A 16,780-nucleotide genomic window follows, 5' to 3' on the forward strand; every position below is an offset into this window, starting at 1 on the left:
ACCCGGGACCGAGCGGGTGGTCTCGGCACACCGGCGGGCGAACCCGAGTACGGCGAGCAGACGGAGGGCAGCCGTGCAGTAACCCACAATGACCCTTCTGTCACGGAGAATGACGACCCTCGTCACACTAGATAGCGACCCTCCGCGTTGACAACATGACTCAATGCATACCGATTTCCTGTAACGCTGGCGGATCACCAGGCCGATCAGCGTTTTCACCCGCACGGGATGTAACACTGGGCGAAAATCAAGCAACGCTTGCCGATTTCACCCCTTCGCCTGACGGTGTCGCGGCATGTCCGGAACGCACGGATGTCGGCTCAGCACCAGACTGGTCGGCACAACTCCAACCAGGGAGGCGCATTGCCTGCAGAAATAGCCCCGCTGCGGCGCAAGCCCGTGCAGCAGCGGAGTGCCCAGCGAGTGGAGAAGATGCTGGCCGCGACCGCCGGCTTGATCGACGAGGTGGGATACGACGGATTAACGACCACCCTGATCGCGGAACGCGCGGGCGTCGCGGTCGGATCGCTCTACCAGTTCTTCCCGGACAAGCGCGCAGTCGTGCAAGAGCTGACGCTGCGCAACCTGGACCGGTTCGTGCGGACCGTGTCCAGCCGCTTCGAGCAGCTCGAGCTGGCGCACTGGTGGGATGCCGTCGACGCGGTCTTCGACACCTACCTGACCATGCACCGCGAGGTCCCGGCGTTCAGCCGGCTGCACTTCGGGGACGTGGTCGACCTGCGCCTGCTCGACCCGGGCAAGGACAACAACGCGGTCATCGCGGAGAAGCTGACCGGCCTGATCGCCGAGGAGTTCCAGCTCGACCCGGCCGATCTCGCTCTCCCGCTGACCATCGCGGTGGAGGCCGCGGACGCCGTGCTGCACCTGGCGTTCCGCCGCGATCCGCAGGGTGATCAGGCGATCCTGGCCGAGGCCAAGGATCTGGTCCGCGGGTACCTGTCCAACCGGATCACCGAAGAACACCGGGTGACCTCGACTCCGATCGGGCCGACGATCGTGTCGAACTACCCGAACGACCTGCCTTCCCCGCGGTAGGTCGGCACCTCCTCGACGGCCGAGCGCCCCACGCTCACCAGGCGGCCGTCGATCAGGTGGTACCGGTTGAACCGCTCCGCGAGCTCGCCCGCCTTGGCGTGCCGGAACCAGACCCGATCACCGATCCGCAGGTCACGTGCCGATGCGCCGGACACCGGCGTCTGCACCTCACCCGCGCCCTCGGTTCCCAGCAGCCCCAGCCCCTTCGGCCAGTGCGGCGCCGGAACCCGATCCGCCCCGGGCGGACCCGACGCGATGTAGCCGCCGCCGAACAGCGTCGCGATGCGACGCGCCGGCCGGTGCACCACCGGCAGCGCGTAGAGCACCGCCGGACGCGGCTGGAAGCCGCGATACCCGTCGAAAAGCGTCGGGCCGATCAGCCCCGACCCCGCCGCGACCTCGGTGATGACCCCTTCTTCCGCCGCGGTCCGCTCCAGGCTTCCGGTGCCGCCGCCGTTGACGAACTCCAGGTCCGCGACCTCGCGCACCGCCCGCACCACCGCCGCGCGCCGCTGCGCGAGCTCGGCGGCGGACCGCCGCTGGATCGCGCGCAGCAGCGCCCCGCGCAGCGGCCTGCCGGGCGGCACGTCGCCGAGCCCGGCGATCTGCCCCTCGTAGGCCATCAGCCCGACCAGCCGGAATCCCCTGCGGCGCTGCGCGGTCTCGGCGAAGCGCCGGACCTGCGCGGGGCTGTGCAGGGGTGATCGGCGGGTGCCGATGTGCACGCCGGGCAGGGGTTTCCAGGACGCGTCGACCTCGGCGCAGAGCCGGATGTCGGGCCGGTCGGGACCGGTAGCGGCGTCGATGAAGTCGAGGTGGTCGGTGGAGTCGACCATGACGCTGATCGCCGCGGCGGCGGCCGGGTTCGCGGCGAGTTCCCGCAGCGCGGCGCGGTCGGCGGTCGGGTAGGCGACGAGCAGGTCGTCGCTGAGCCCTTCGCCGTGCAGCCACAGGGCTTCGGCGAGGGAGTAGCACATCAGGCCCGAGTAGCCGTCCGTCCGCAGCGCGCGGGCGATCAGCTCCCGGCACCGGACGGACTTGGTGGCGATCCGGATCGGCACACCGGCCGCGCGGCGCACCATGTCCTGGGCGTTGTCGTCGAAGGCTGCCAAGTCCACCGCGGCGAACGGTGGCTCGATTTCGCGGGTGATCTCCTCGATCCGGCGCACGCTGACAACCGTAGGCCGCAGGGCTTGTTATGTGAATTGGTTTCACATAACTTCAGCCCATCGCGCCGAGCACCTCACCCGTTGGAGCGCGCCACCCTCTTGGAGGCCCGGCATGCAGCGTGATCTGGCCCCCGGCAGTCCAGCCCCCCGCGATCCGAACCCCCGAAATCCGAACACCGCACGGCCGTGGACCAACTGGGGCCGCACGGCCACCGCGCGCCCCGCGCGGACCGCGACCCCGCGCGACACCAACGAGGCCGCCGAGGTGATCGCCGCCGCGACCCGGGACGGCCTGCGCGTGCGCCCGATCGGCTCCGGGCACTCGTTCTCGGCGGTCGCCTCACCGGAATCCGGTGTGGCGCTGGACCTGCAGCACTTCACCGGGATCGTCCACGCCGACCCGGCGACCGGGCTGGTCACCGCGCACGGCGGCACACCGCTGCACGTGCTCAACGCCGAGCTCGACGGGCTCGGGCTGGCGATGGCCAACCTCGGCGACATCGACCGGCAGACCCTCGCCGGGGCGATCTCCACCGGGACCCACGGCACCGGAGCGGGTCTCGGCGGGCTGTCGACCCAGGTGGAGGCGCTCGACCTGCTGCTCGCCGACGGTTCCGAGGTGAGCTGCTCGGCGGCGGAGAACCCCGAGCTGTTCGCCGCGGCACGGCTCGGTCTCGGCGCGCTCGGCGTGATCACCACCGTGACCCTGCGCTGCGTCCCGTCCTTCACGCTGTCGGCCGAGGAGGGCCCGGCGCCGCTGGAGGAGGTGCTCGGCGACTTCCACGGGCTGGCCGCGGCCAACGACCACTTCGAGTTCCACTGGTTCCCGCACAGCCACCACGCGATGGTCAAGCGGAACAACCGGCACCCGGGACCGCCGCGCCCGCTGAGCCCGGCGCGGCACTTCCTGGAGTACGAGGTGATGGAGAACCGCCTGTTCGGCGCGGTCTGCGGGATCGGGCGCGCGGTGCCGGCCCTGGTCCGGCCGCTGAGCCGGCTCTGCGCGTCGACCTGGTCGGCCCGCTCCTACCGGGACCGCTCGTACCGGGTGTTCACCACGCCGCGGCGGATCCGCTTCGTCGAGTCCGAGTACGCCTTCCCCCGCGAAGTCGTCCCGGAGGTGCTGCGCGAGCTGCGGGCGGCGACCGAGCGGCTGGCCGATCCGGTGATGTTCCCGGTGGAGGTGCGGGTCGCCCGCGCCGACGACGTGTGGCTGTCGACGGCGCACGGCCGGGACACCGGCTACGTCGCGGTGCACCAGTACCTGGGCATGCCGTACCGGTCCTACTTCGACGCGTTCGAGTCGATCGCCCGGGACGCGGGCGGGCGACCGCACTGGGGGAAGATGCACCGCCTGGACGCGACGGCGTTGTCCGGCCTTTACCCCCGGTTCACCGAGTTTCGGCAGGTCCGCGACTCGGTCGATCCCGGCGGGATCTTCCACAACGCGTACCTGGAGCGCGTCCTCGGCCCTGTGGATAACCCGAACTGATTACGCCGCCGCGGCCCGTACCGCTTCGGTGATCGCAACGTCACCGTTGACGAGTTCCAGGGCCCGTCCGACGGTCCCCGTTTCGGGCAGCAGAGCCGCCAGCACGGCGGCCACGTCGCGGCGGGTGACCGCGTCCCGGCCGACCTCCGGAGCCAGCGTCACCCGGCCGGTCGGCTCGTCGTCGGTGAGCCGACCGGGGCGCAGGATCGTCCAGTCCAGATCGCGCCCGCGCAGGTCCTCCTCGGCGGCGCGCTTGGCGTCCAAATAGGCCCCGAACACCGGGTCCACGTCGGGTGGGTTGGGGGTGCGGGTGCCCATCGAGCTCACCTGCACGAAACGCCGAATCCCCGCCCGCTGGCAGGAATCCGCGAGCAGCACGGACGCCCCGCGGTCCACTGTGTCCTTGCGCGGGGCACCGCTGCCCGGGCCCGCGCCGGCGAGGAACACGGCGGCGTCCACTCCGGACAGACGGCCCGCCAGATCGGCCGCCGAGAGGTTCTCCATGTCGAGCACCAGCGGCTCGACCCCGTCGGTTTCGAGGTCGGCCGCGTGGTCGGGGTTGCGGATGATTCCGAGGACCTGGTCGCCCCGCTGGGACAGCAGCCGGCCGAGCGGCCGAGCGATCTTCCCGTGGGCTCCGGCGATGACGATGCGCATGCCCCCACGGTAGGTCCGATGACGCTCCTCAACCGTTCAAGCACGGCCTGTGGACAACTCCCCGTTCCTGGGGATAACCCACCTGTGGACAGATCTGTGGACAACTCAGCGGACGGAGTCCCACCCCACGCTGCGCGGTGCGCGCGGCGGGTCTCCGTCCGCTTCTCTCCCCCTCCAGCAGGCTTGGCCCCCCGCCCGCCGGTTGGTAGGTGCAGTTCCAGTTGAAGCCCCCCGGTCCAACTGGAACTGCGGCCCCCAGGGGCCTGTCAGCTGCGCGACGGCGCCGGCGCTTCGGCCGACAGCAGCTGCTGGTAGACGACCTCGTTCACCCACCGCGAGACAGCGGTGTGCTCCACGGGCGGCGCGTCGTCGAAGCTGCGCCCCGGGAGCTCCTCCCGCACGTCGTCACCGTCGGAGCTGAGCACGGCGATGCCGAACTGGCGGGCGCGGATCAGGCAGGTCGCGGTGAAGTCGGGGGCGACCGCCACCGAGCGCGGCACCACGATCGCCGCGTTGGCGAACCGCGCGAAGGGCACCGCGGCGGTGAGCGCCGTGCGCCAGTGCCGGGCCGGCGCGAGGAACCCGGTGATCCGGGCGGCGGGCGGGGGCACCCGGCCGTCCATCTCGGGCCAGACCCAGGTGGCGATCTCCGCGCGGTCGAGGACGGGCCCGCTGCCGAAGACGAGGCGTTCGGCGTGGGCGTCGGGCACCAGCTCCGCGGTGGCGATGATCTGACGCCCGAGCAGCTTGACCGGCGGCAGCGTGCTGCCGGTCCAGCCCAGCGCGTCGACCGACCGCTGGGCGAGCGCCCCCACGGAGGCGGCCAGCCCCAGCGGCGACCGGACCTGCGTGGTCGAGCAGGCTCGGAGCTCGTCTTCGGACCAGGCTTGTCCGGGAATTCCGGTCACAGCGTTCCGCCTCCCTCGGCTACGTGCACTCCGCGTCTTCGTCTCCCCCCGGCGCCGGTGCGGGGCAGTCACCGGTGCGGGGGCCACGTTGACTAAAACAGCTCCGAGGCGGTTCTGCGCTGCTCATCGGGGGTCGCTGCGATCGGCGGCGGGCAGCTGTCGGTGACCGGTCGACGAATGACATGGGGGCTTCAGCCCAGCGATGCGGCCAGACGGGTGATCGCTACCCGACACCCGCACGACAACGCCTCCCGCCCATCATTCGTGGCCTGGAAAATCGCCGCATGATATCGGCGCCGGTCATACGACCTGCACAAATGTACAGTTGACGGATTATTCGACCGGTAAGCGGAAGATTATTCACCGATGAATGGCGTCGAGGTTGACCCGTTCGCCGTCAGCCAGCCGCTGCCGGATGCCGTCGGCCGCGGGGAGCAGTGAGCGGACGAGCCGGGTGACGTCCGCGCGGACGCTGTGGGCGACGACGCCGAGCGCCGCGACGACCGTTCCGGAGGCGTCCTGGACGGGCACGGCGACCGAGCAGTTCCCGAGGGTCATCTCCTCGTTGGCGGAGGCGTAGCCGCGCGAGCGGACGCCCTGGAGCTCGCGGCCGAGCCGGCCGGGCTCGGTGATGGTGTAGGCGGTGTGCCGGGTCAGCCCGTGCTCGCAGCAGGAGTGCACGACCGTCGCGGGCGCGTGCGCGAGCAGCACCTTGCCGACCCCGGTCGCGTGCATCGGCAGCCGCCCGCCGGTCCGGGAGATGATCGGCACGGCCCGCGGCGTCGTGAGCTTCTCCACGTACACGGCGTCGAGCCCGTCCCGCACGGCCAGGTGCACGTTGTCGTGCGTGGTCTCGCACAGCTCCTGCATGTAGGGCAGCGCCGCTTCGCGCAGCCGCCCGTTCACCGGGGCCAGCAGCCCGATCTCCCACAGCCGCAGACCGATGACGTACCGCCCGTCGGAGTCGCGCTGCAGCGCACCCCACAGCTCCAGCTCCCGCACCAACCGGTGCGCGGTCGCCAACGGGATGTCGGCCCGCTGCGCGATGGCGGTCAGCGTGAGCCGAGCGTGCTCGGCGTCGAACGCGGTCAGCACGCTCAAGGCCCGAGCGGTCACCGACCGCCCAGGATCCCGACTGTTTCCCGCCACGAGGCACCTCCGAGCCACGGCCCAACCCCCAGCCGGACACCCCCACCCCAGCACACGACAAACCGAACACCAAGAAAGGTCACGAAAAGATTTCGCTCAACGCTGAACCCCACCCATGACAAACCGCACACCCGAAAAGCACAAGAAGGAGAGGCAAGGAACCAAGAAGAACCAGCAGGAAGACGAGGAGGAGGAGGAGGAGGACGACCCCAGCACACGGCGACGGCGAAGCCGAGCAGAAGAGGCATTACGTGAGCAGGCCAAGCACGAAACGAACGCAACAACCAGGAAGAACGAGCCCAGCCGCACCGTGGGGGGCATGGGGGGTTCGACCCCCCAATACGAATACGAAGAAGGCCCCACCGGCGAAGCATGAGCCGGTGGGGCCTTCGAAGTGGGCGAGGAGGGAGTTGAACCCTCACGTCCTTTCGGACACACGGACCTGAACCGTGCGCGTCTGCCATTCCGCCACTCGCCCGTGGCACGATGAGAAGCTTAGCTTGCCGCTTTTCACCGCTGGGCACCGGGGTCTGCTTTCGCTTTTCCCTGCTGCCCTGTTGGCAAGAAGAACATTAGCACGGCCCCGAGAGGGGTCTGCGCAGGGGGGTCAGGAAGTTGGGAACTGGGCGGTGTCTCGGGCCGTTGGCCCAGATACGATGGTCAGCAGGAGTCGTACGCGTGGAGGGATGTTGCCGTGGGCCTCGTGCAGCGCTTTGAGCGCCGGATCGAAGGCATCGTCGGCAACGGCTTTGCGCGCGTGTTCGGCGGGAACGTAGTCCCGCAGGAAGTCGCCCAGGCCTTGCAGCGCGATGCCGAGCTGAAGGTCAGGGAGCTTGCCGGTGGACGGTTGCTCGCTTGTAACCACTACGTTGTGCAACTGAGCCCGTCGGACCATGATCGGCTCACCGGCGATGAGGCCCGGGTGACGGACCTTCTCGCCGACTGCGTTCAGGAGCATCTCACCGAGCAGGGGTGGGACACATATGGTGACGTCGTAGTCTCCCTGGAGCGCTCTGAGACGCTGCACACGGGACAGTTTCGAATCAGTTCGACCGTCGACCCCGACGTAACACGACGGCCGACACAACCGCGTACCGCAGGAGACCGACCCATGAGCCAGCCACCAGGCCACTACCCCCAGGGAGATCCGTACAACCAGCAGGGGCAGTACGGCTACGACCAGGGTTACGGCCAAGGCCAGGACCCCAACTACGGCTACGGCCAGCAGCCCGGCTACGACCAGGGCTACGGCCAGCCGCCGCAGCCCGGCTACGACCAGCAGGGTGGCTACGGCCAGCCGCCGCAGCCCGGCTACGACCAGCAGGGTGGCTACGGCCAGCCGCAGCAGCCCGGCTACGACCAGGGTTACGGTCAGCAGCCCGGTTTCGACCAGGGCTACGGCCAGCCGCCGCAGCAGCCGGGTTTCGACCAGGGTTACGGGCAGCCCCCGCAGCCCGGTTTCGACCAGGGCTACGGCCAGCCCCCGCAGCCCGGCTACGACCAGGGCTACGGGCAGCCGCAGCAGGGTTATGACCAGGGCTACGCACAGCCCGGTTTCGACCAGGGCTACGGCCAGCCGCAGCAGGGCTTCGACCAGGGCTACCCGCAGCAGCCCGGTTTCGACCAGGGTTACGGCCAGCCGGGCGGTGCCTACCCGCAGAGCGCCCCGGGCGGTTTCCCGGACCAGGGCGGCTACGGCCAGCCCGGCGGCGGTTACCCGCAGAGCGCCCCCGGCGGCTACCCGGCCGGCGGCCCGCGTGGTCAGATGACCGCCACGCTGCACCTGGACGACGGGTCGAACCGCTCGTACACGCTGCAGCACGGCTCGAACATCATCGGCCGCGGACAGGAAGGCCAGTTCCGGCTGCCCGACACGGGGGTCTCGCGCAAGCACATCGAGATCACCTGGGATGGTCAGAGCGCGATGCTGGCTGATCTCGGTTCGACAAACGGCACCACGGTGAACGGCACTCCGGTGCAGACTTGGCAGTTGGCAGATGGTGACGTGATCAGGGTCGGGCATTCGTCCCTGGTCTTCCGCGCCCAGCAGGGCTGAGCGCGGATCGCCGATCCCCGTTACGAGTAGGAGCGTTCACAACAAGTGCCGGAGCTGATGATTCAGCTGACCAGAGCAGGGTTCCTCGCCCTGCTCTGGTTGTTCGTGCTGGCTGCGCTTCGCGTGGTTCGTTCAGATCTCTACTCCGCGTCGGGGATGCGCGTCCCGATGCCAGGTGCGAGTCGGGCCCCGGGCAAACAGCCCCGGGGCAAGAGCAAGGCGCCCCGCCAGATGGTGGTGACGCACGGCGCTCTCGCCGGCACGCGCATTTCCCTGGACGGCCGGCCGATCCTGATCGGCCGAGCCGATGACTCCACGTTGGTGCTGGACGACGACTACGCGTCGACCCGGCACGCTCGGTTGTCGCTTCGCGGCTCCGATTGGTACGTGGAGGATCTAGGCTCCACTAACGGCACATACCTCGATCGGGCGAAGGTCACGGGGCCGACCAAGGTCCCGCTCGGCGTTCCGATCAGAATCGGCAAGACGGTGATCGAGCTGCGCTCATGACCCTCGTCCTTCACTACGCAGCCCGCAGCGACCGCGGCCTGGTGCGCTCCAACAACCAGGACTCGGTCTATGCCGGCCCACGACTACTCGCCCTCGCGGACGGCATGGGTGGACATGCCGCCGGTGAGGTCGCCAGCAAGGTCGTCATCGCGGCGTTGGCGCCGTTGGACGACGACGAACCGGGTGACGACCTGCTCGGACAGCTCCGCGGCGCGGTGCTGGACGGCAACAGCGCGATCGCCGAGCTGGTGGCCAACGACCCGGAGCTGGACGGGATGGGCACCACCCTCACCGCTGTGCTGTTCGCAGGCAGCAAGCTGGGTCTGGTGCACGTCGGCGATTCCCGCGCCTACCTGGTCCGCGACGGCGAGCTGACCCAGATAACCCACGACGACACCTTCGTCCAGTCGCTGATCGACGAAGGCCGGATCACCGAGGAGGAGGCCGCCAACCACCCGCAGCGCTCGCTGCTGCTGCACGCGTTGACCGGCCACGAGGTGGAACCGAGCCTGGCGATCCGCGAGGCGCGCGCGGGCGACCGCTACCTGCTCTGCTCGGACGGCCTGACCGGCCCGGTGAGCACCGAGACGATGGCGGAGGCCCTGCGCATCCCGGACCCGCAGCAGTGCGCGGACCGGATGATCGAGCTGGCGCTCAAAGGTGGCGGTCCGGACAACGTGACCGTGATCATCGCCGACGTCGTCGACGTCGAGTTCGGCGACGACGCCCCCATAGTGGGGGGTGCGGCGGGAAATGGCGATGAGCATCCGCAACCCGATTCGTCGGCGGCGCGCGCGTCCGCGGTGACCATGCCGCGGCCGCAGCCGAAGCGTTTCGAGCCCACCTCACCTCCGGCGGAGCAGCCGCGCAAACGGCGCTGGCTGACGTCGCTGCTGGTGACCTGCGGCGTGCTCATCGTGTTGGCGGCTGTCGCGCTGGTTGGGCGTTGGTGGGTGCTCAACCAGTACTACATCGGCGCGAACAGCGCCGATGAGGTCGTGATCTACCAGGGCGTTCAGGGCTCCACGCTGGGCGTGGCGCTGAACTGGCAGGTCGAGACCTCGTGCCCGCCGGACTCCGCCAAGGACTGCCAGCCGATCAAGCTGGACGACCTCCAGGAAGCCCAGCGTCCGGACGTGCGCAACGGGATCACCGAGGTCAACGGCCTCACCGAGGCCCGGGAGGCGATGCGGCGGCTGCGGATGACCGCTCTGCTGCCGGAGTGCGCCACCCCCGAGCCGTCGGTGCCGACCGTGCCCCCGTCCGTGCCGGGCCAGCCCGTTCCGGGCTCCCCGACGCCGGGTGCGCCGACCACCGGTGCGCCGACACCACCTCCTCCGGGTCAGCCGTCGGTGCCGCCCACCCCGGGTGCGCCGGTGCCTGGTCAGGCCCTGCCGCAGGACCCGTCCGCGGCGGACGCCACGCCGCTGCAACCGGAGGAGCCGAAGCCGGGCGTGAACTGCCGGACGGTGAGTTGATGTCCGAACCGGCCGCTACGTCCGGAGCAGTCAACGGGGCCCCCCGAGTGAACACTCGGCGGGGCACCGAACTGTTCATGCTCGTTTTGTCCGCGATCATCGTCACCGCGGCGCTCGTCGTGGTGGAGCTCGCCCAGGAGCAGACCCTCACCCGCGAGCTGCTGTTCTACGGTGTCGCGTTCCTGGTGCTCTACGGTGCCGCGCACTTCGGCGTGCGCTACTTCGCGCCCTACGCCGACCCGCTGATCCTGCCCCTGGTGGCGTTGATCAACGGGGTGGGCCTGGTGATGCTGCACCGGCTGGACCTGGCCCCGGTGCCCGGGGCGCCGTACACGCCGAAGCAGATCCTGTTCACGACGGCCGGCGTGGCGCTGTTCATCGCCGTGCTGTGGCTGGTGAAGGATCACCGGACGCTCGCGCAGTACGGCTACACGTGCGGTTTCGTCGGGCTGGCGCTGCTGGCGCTGCCCGGTGTGCTGCCGTCGAGCATCTCGGAGGCCAACGGCGCCAAGCTGTGGGTCAACCTGGGCTTCATCTCGATCCAGCCGAGCGAGTTCGCCAAGATCCTGCTGCTGATCTTCTTCGCGTCGTTCCTGGTGGGCAAGCGCGAGCTGTTCACCACGGCGGGCAAGCGGTTCCTCGGCGTGGACTGGCCGCGGCCGCGCGACCTGGGCCCGGTGCTCGTGGCCTGGCTGCTGTCGATCGGCATCGTGGTGCTGGAGAAGGACCTGGGCACCTCGCTGCTGTTCTTCGGCATCGTGCTGGTGATGATCTACATCGCCACCGAGCGCGCGGTGTGGGTCGGTCTGGGCCTGTCGCTGTTCGCGGCGGGCGCGGTGCTCGCCTTCAACCTGTTCTCGCACGTCCAGGTCCGGGTCAACACCTGGCTGGACCCGATGATGCGGGTGCCGGACGGTGACTCCGACCCCGGTTACCAGCTGCGGACCGGCCTGTTCGGGATGGCGCACGGCGGCATCCCGGGTTCGGGTCTGGGCAACGGGATGCCGAACATCACGCCGCTGTCGTTCAGCGACTTCATCATCCCGGCGCTGGGCGAGGAGCTCGGCCTGATCGGGATGATGGCCGTGCTGCTGGTCTACGTGCTGCTGATGATGCGCGGCCTGCGCACCGCGCTGGCGGTGCGCGACTCCTTCGGCAAGCTGTTCGCCGGCGGTCTGTCGTTCACCATCGCGCTGCAGCTGTTCGTCGTGGCGGGCGGTTCGACGGGCCTGATCCCGATGACCGGTCTGACGGCCCCGTTCCTGGCGGCCGGTGGTTCGTCGATGCTCGCCAACTACGTGCTGATCGCGCTGCTGCTGCGGATCTCCGACGCGGCCCGCCGCCCGCAGGCCCCGGCGAAGCCGAAGCCCAAGCAGGCGCCGATCGCCGAAGCACACACGGAACTGGTGGAGCGTCCTCGATGAACAAGCCGCTGCGCCGCGTGGCGCTGGCCATGATGGCGATGGTCCTGCTGCTCATGGGCAACATGACCTACGTCCAGGTCATCAAGGCCGACGAGTACCGCGACGACGCCCGCAACACGCGCACCCAGCTGGAGGAGTTCTCCCGGGAGCGCGGGCAGATCATCGCGGCCGGTCAGTCGCTGGCGACGTCCAAGCCCATCGACAACGACCGCTACAAGTACCAGCGGAACTACCCGAACGGTCCGCTGTACGCGCCGGTCACCGGGTTCTACTCGTTCTTCTACGGGTCGAACGGCATCGAGCGGGCCGACGACAAGATCCTCAACGGCACCGACGACAGCATGGCGTTCGGCCGGTTCTCGGACATGATCACCGGCAACGCCCCGCGGGGCGGCAGCGTCGAGCTGACCATCAACCCGGAGATGCAGCAGGTCGCCTACGACCAGCTGACCAGCAAGGGCTACCAGGGCTCGGTCGTGGCGCTGAACCCGTCGACGGGCGAGATCCTGGCGATGGCCAACGCCCCGTCGTACGACCCGAACCGGCTCGCGGGCACGGACAACGACGAGGTCGCCAACCAGTGGGCCGAGCTGGAGAAGGCCGAGGGCAACCCGATGGCCAACCGGGCGGTGTCCGAGATCTACCCGCCCGGCTCGACGTTCAAGCTGATCACCACGGCGGCCGCGCTGGAGAACGGGTACAACCCGGACAGCAAGGTTCAGGACGCCGCCTCGATCACGCTGCCGCAGTCCTCGACGCCGCTGCCCAACTACGGCGGCAAGCAGTGCGCGGGCGACACGCTGACCCAGGCGCTGGCGCACTCGTGCAACACCGCGTTCGCCGAGATCGCGGGCAAGGTCGGCGCGGACAAGCTGCGGGAGACCGCGGCGTCCTTCGGCTTCGGCCAGGACCTGCAGATCCCGATGAGCGTGGCCAAGTCGGACATGGGTCCGATGGCCGACGGCGCGTCGCTGTACCAGAGCGGCATCGGCCAGCGCGACGTCCGCGTCACGCCGATGCAGAACGCGATGATGGCCGCCGCGATCGCCAACGGCGGCAAGGTGATGAAGCCGCAGCTGGTGAAGGCCACCCGCGCCCCGGACATGGAGGAGCTGGACTCCTTCCGCCCGGAGGAGCTCAGCCAGGCCGTCTCGCCCGACATCGCGAGCAAGATCCGCGACATGATGCTGCAGTCGGAGAAGAACACCAAGGGCTCCGGCAAGATCACCGGTATCGACATCGCCTCCAAGACCGGGACCGCGCAGCACGGCGACCCGGGTGACAAGCCGCACGGCTGGTACGTCGCGTTCGCACCGGCCGAGAACCCCACGATCGCCGTCGCGGTGATCGTGGAGAACGGCGGTGACGAGGGCGCCGAGGCCACCGGCGGTTCGCTGGCCGCCCCGATCGGCCGGGAGGTCATCCGGGCCGGTCTGCGAGGGGGTGGCTGATCCGTGCTGACCACCGGCCAGTTACTCGCCGAGCGCTACCGCCTCGGCCGCCGCATCGCGGTCGGCGGCATGGGCGAGGTGTGGGAGGCGGTGGACGTCCGGCTGGACCGGACCGTCGCGGTCAAGGTCCTCAAGGCCGAGCTGTGCGGGGACGCCGAGTTCCTGCACCGCTTCCGGACCGAGGCCCGCACGACCGCGTCGCTGAACCACCCGGGCATCGCGGCGGTCCACGACTACGGTGAGACCGCCGCCGTCCCGGACGGTCCGGAGGACACCGCCTACCTGGTGATGGAGCTGGTCGAGGGGGAGCCGCTCGCGGCGATCCTGGCTCGGGAACGACGGATCAACACCGATCACGTGATGGACATGCTGGAGCAGGCGGGTCAGGCGCTGCAGGCCGCGCACGAGCGCGGCCTGGTGCACCGGGACGTCAAGCCCGGCAACATCCTGATCACCCCCGAGGGCAAGGTGAAGCTGACCGACTTCGGCATCGCCAAGGCGGCCGACGCGGCACCGGTCACCCGCAACGGGATGGTGATGGGTACGGCGCACTACATCGCGCCGGAGCAGGCGCTCGGCAGCGACGCCACGCCGGCCAGCGACGTGTACTCGCTGGCGGTGGTCGGCTACGAGTGCCTGATGGGGCACCGGCCGTTCCTCTCCGAGAACGCGGTGACGGTCGCCATGATGCACATCCGCGAGATCGCACCGCCGCTGCCGCCGGACGTGCCCCCGGCGGTGCGGGCGCTGGTCGAGGCGACCCTGGTGAAGGACCCGTGGCGGCGCTACGCCGATGGCGGGGAGTTCGCCTCGGCGGTCGCCGCGGTGCGCGCGGGTCGGCCGCTGCCGACCCCGTCCGCGCTGGTCGCGCAGCAGCAACAGCAGCAACGACCGGCGAGCGCGACCGGGCCGGGGACCGGGGTGCACCCGGTTCCGCCGGGCTCGCCGCCGATGGGCAACACCTACCCGCCCGGGGTGATCCCACCCCAGCAGCCGGCGGCGCAGCAGCAGGCGCCCCAACAACAGCCGGCGCAGCAGCAACCGGCGCAGCAGGCGGTTCAGCAACACCAGGTCTCACAACAGCAGGTCGCGCAACAGCAGGCCCCGATGCCGATGCCCACCGCGGGCGCGGCCGGGGCGATGGGTGGCAATGCTCACCGGACGAACGCCAACACCAGGGTCGTCGCGTGGATTCTGATCGCGCTCCTGGCGGTAGTGTTGCTGGTCGCCATCGGTCTGCTCACCTACTGGGCGGTACCCCGCTTCGACCTGGGCATGGCCGGACGCGGTCCGGTGGCCACCCCGAGCCTGGATTCCACGAACGGTTTGGGACAGACTTCGCATCGGCAGGAACCCATGATCGGAATGCCTCCCGCGGGTGAGATGGGACGATCGTTGACAAGGATCGGAACGACGATTCGATGAGTTCACCTCGACTTCTCTCCGACCGCTACGAGCTCGGCGAGACTCTCGGTTACGGCGGTATGTCGGAGGTGCACAAGGGCCGCGACACCCGTCTGAGCCGAGACGTCGCGGTCAAGATCCTTCGTGCCGACCTCGCCCGGGACCCCACCTTCCAGCTGCGCTTCCGCCGCGAGGCGCAGAACGCGGCCGCGCTGAACCACCCGGCCATCGTCGCGGTCTACGACACCGGCGAGACGGACTCCGAGAACGGGCCGCTCCCGTACATCGTGATGGAGTACGTCGACGGCCGGACGCTGCGCGACATCGTCAAGACCGAGGGGCCGCTGTCGCCCCGGCGGGCGATGGAGGTCATGGCGGACGCCTCGGCGGCGTTGGACTTCAGCCACCGGCACGGGATCGTGCACCGCGACGTGAAGCCGGCCAACATCATGATCACCCGCTCCGGCGCGGTGAAGGTGATGGACTTCGGCATCGCGCGTGCGCTGCACGACGGCCAGGCGGCGGTCACCCAGACCGCGGCGGTCATCGGCACCGCCCAGTACCTCTCGCCCGAGCAGGCGCGCGGCGAGGCGGTGGACGCGCGGAGCGACGTCTACGCCTCGGGTTGCGTGCTCTTCGAGCTGCTCACCGGGGAGCCGCCGTTCACCGGTGACTCGCCGGTCGCGGTCGCCTACCAGCACGTCCGGGAGGAGCCGCGCAAGCCCTCCGACGTCGTCCCGGCGACCCCGGCGTCGCTGGACGCGGTGGTGCTCAAGGCGCTGAGCAAGAACCCGGCCAACCGCTACCAGTCGGCGGCGGAGATGCGTGCCGACCTGGTGCGGGTGCTGTCCGGTCAGCGCCCGAAGGCTCCGATGATCATGTCGGAGGAAGAGCACACCGCGATGCTCGGCCAGGGCGGCGCCACCGAGATGATCGGTTCCGGCAGGCATCGCTCGGAGGACGTCGAGGACTACCCGGCGGGCCCGCCGGAGCGGCGGCGCAGCAAGAACGCCGTGGTCGCCCTGGTCACCCTGGCCTGCGTGGCGGTGTTCGCGCTGGCCGCGTGGCTGGTGACGATGCTGGTCGGTGCCGGAGAACCGGACCGGGTGGCCGTGCCGAACCTGATGGGCATGACCGCCCAGGCGGCGAACGAGAAGGCCAAGTCCGAGGGCTGGATGGTGCTGCCGCGCTCGTGCCCGTCGCCCGAGGACAAGGTCGGCTCGATCGTCGAGCAGAACCCCCGGCCCGGTGCGCTCGGCGTCAAGGAGAGCACCAAGATCGAGCTGTGCTCGGGCACCGGTCCGGAGTCGACGCCGGTCCCGGACCTGTCCGGGATGACCATGACCCAGGCCCAGCAGGAGTTGGAGAAGGTCGGTCTCAAGATCGGGTTGACCCCGGACACGAAGGAGACCTCCGACTCCTCGATGGTCGACAAGATCATGGACTGGGACAGCAAGGGCACGGAGGTCGCCAAGGGCACCACGATCAACGTCGTCGTCGGCAAGGCCATCCCGCAGACGGAGGTCCAGGACCTGCGCGGTCAGCAGCTGGAGACGGCCAGGGCGTTCCTCGTCGGCGCCGGGTTCCAGGTCAAGGTCGACCAGCGCGACTCCGACCAGCCGGCCAACACGGTCATCGACCAGTCCCCCTCCGGCGGCACCAAGGCCCGGACCGGTTCGACGGTGACGCTGGTGGTCTCCAAGGGCAACCAGATCAGCATGCCGAACCTCGAGGGCATGTCGAAGGACGAGGCCGAGGCCGCGCTGAAGGCGGCGGGCTGGAGCGGTTCGCTCAGCGAGTCCGAGCAGCCGACCGGCGACTCCTCGAAGGACGACAAGGTCGTGGGCAGCTCGCCGCAGGCCGGTCAGAAGATCAGCAAGAACCAGTCGATCACGATCTACGTCGGCAAGTACGACAGCTCGTCCACGAGCACCCCGCCGGGCAACGGGGGCGGGTTCTTCCCGTTCCCCTGATCCTGACGAAGCGGAACGGGCGGTGGCCATCGCGGCCACCGCCCCGTTCCGCG

At 69.8% G+C, this 16,780-nt stretch carries 13 protein-coding genes and 1 tRNA gene; 9 read left to right on the plus strand and 5 right to left on the minus strand.

Annotation, left to right across the window (positions count from 1 at the left end):
* Positions 1–432 precede the first annotated feature (432 nt).
* Positions 433–1,056, plus strand: coding sequence for a TetR family transcriptional regulator (locus tag REH65_RS17345; RefSeq protein ID WP_281458922.1), 624 nt, complete (start codon positions 433–435; stop codon positions 1,054–1,056).
* Here REH65_RS17345 and REH65_RS17350 read toward each other — a convergent pair.
* Positions 1,026–2,225, minus strand: coding sequence for an amino acid deaminase/aldolase (locus tag REH65_RS17350; protein WP_406688331.1), 1,200 nt, complete (start codon positions 2,223–2,225; stop codon positions 1,026–1,028). The two genes, REH65_RS17345 and REH65_RS17350, sit on opposite strands and share 31 nt — an antisense overlap.
* Before the next feature lie 112 nt (positions 2,226–2,337).
* On the opposite strand from REH65_RS17350, the gene REH65_RS17355 reads away from it, so the two are divergent.
* Positions 2,338–3,717: a D-arabinono-1,4-lactone oxidase gene (locus REH65_RS17355; protein WP_406688332.1), complete on the plus strand. Its 1,380-nt coding sequence runs from the start codon at positions 2,338–2,340 to the stop codon at positions 3,715–3,717.
* Here REH65_RS17355 and REH65_RS17360 read toward each other — a convergent pair whose 3' ends face one another.
* From REH65_RS17360 to REH65_RS17375, 4 genes are all read right to left on the minus strand, one after another.
* Positions 3,718–4,374, minus strand: coding sequence for an SDR family oxidoreductase (locus REH65_RS17360; RefSeq protein WP_281458899.1), 657 nt, complete (start codon positions 4,372–4,374; stop codon positions 3,718–3,720). It abuts the gene before it with no gap.
* A gap of 266 nt (positions 4,375–4,640) precedes the next feature.
* On the minus strand, positions 4,641–5,282 hold the full coding sequence (locus REH65_RS17365; RefSeq protein ID WP_281458898.1) for a hypothetical protein: 642 nt from the start codon (positions 5,280–5,282) through the stop codon (positions 4,641–4,643).
* A 360-nt stretch (positions 5,283–5,642) separates the two neighbouring features.
* On the minus strand, positions 5,643–6,431 hold the full coding sequence (locus REH65_RS17370; RefSeq protein WP_406688333.1) for an IclR family transcriptional regulator: 789 nt from the start codon (positions 6,429–6,431) through the stop codon (positions 5,643–5,645).
* A gap of 395 nt (positions 6,432–6,826) precedes the next feature.
* Positions 6,827–6,909, minus strand: a tRNA-Leu gene (locus tag REH65_RS17375).
* A gap of 216 nt (positions 6,910–7,125) precedes the next feature.
* Between REH65_RS17375 and REH65_RS17380 the strand changes: the two genes are divergently transcribed.
* From REH65_RS17380 to pknB, 7 genes are read left to right on the plus strand one after another with little or no spacing between them, the layout of a single operon-like run.
* Positions 7,126–8,487, plus strand: a complete 1,362-nt coding sequence (locus REH65_RS17380) for an FhaA domain-containing protein (protein ID WP_406688334.1) — start codon at positions 7,126–7,128, stop codon at positions 8,485–8,487.
* Between the two features lie 45 nt (positions 8,488–8,532).
* Positions 8,533–8,997 (plus strand): FHA domain-containing protein, encoded by a 465-nt coding sequence (locus tag REH65_RS17385; protein ID WP_281458895.1) that lies wholly within the window; start codon positions 8,533–8,535, stop codon positions 8,995–8,997.
* Positions 8,994–10,475, plus strand: a complete 1,482-nt coding sequence (locus REH65_RS17390) for a PP2C family serine/threonine-protein phosphatase (protein ID WP_281458894.1) — start codon at positions 8,994–8,996, stop codon at positions 10,473–10,475. Before REH65_RS17385 ends, REH65_RS17390 begins: the two co-directional genes overlap by 4 nt.
* On the plus strand, positions 10,475–11,899 hold the full coding sequence (locus REH65_RS17395; RefSeq protein WP_281458893.1) for an FtsW/RodA/SpoVE family cell cycle protein: 1,425 nt from the start codon (positions 10,475–10,477) through the stop codon (positions 11,897–11,899). Before REH65_RS17390 ends, REH65_RS17395 begins: the two co-directional genes overlap by 1 nt.
* Positions 11,896–13,350 carry a peptidoglycan D,D-transpeptidase FtsI family protein gene (locus REH65_RS17400; protein ID WP_406688335.1) on the plus strand — a complete coding sequence of 485 codons (1,455 nt, stop codon included), beginning with the start codon at positions 11,896–11,898 and terminating at the stop codon, positions 13,348–13,350. The genes REH65_RS17395 and REH65_RS17400 overlap by 4 nt, the downstream gene beginning before the upstream one ends.
* Before the next feature lie 3 nt (positions 13,351–13,353).
* A complete protein-coding gene (locus REH65_RS17405) occupies positions 13,354–14,775 on the plus strand; it encodes a serine/threonine-protein kinase (RefSeq protein WP_406688336.1) in 1,422 nt (473 codons plus the stop codon).
* A complete protein-coding gene (gene pknB / locus REH65_RS17410; protein ID WP_406688337.1) occupies positions 14,772–16,727 on the plus strand; it encodes a Stk1 family PASTA domain-containing Ser/Thr kinase in 1,956 nt (651 codons plus the stop codon). Before REH65_RS17405 ends, pknB begins: the two co-directional genes overlap by 4 nt.
* Positions 16,728–16,780 lie beyond the last annotated feature (53 nt).

The sequence above is a fragment of the Saccharopolyspora sp. ID03-671 genome, from assembly GCF_045278815.1.
Classification (GTDB): Bacteria; Actinomycetota; Actinomycetes; order Mycobacteriales; family Pseudonocardiaceae; genus Saccharopolyspora; species Saccharopolyspora ipomoeae.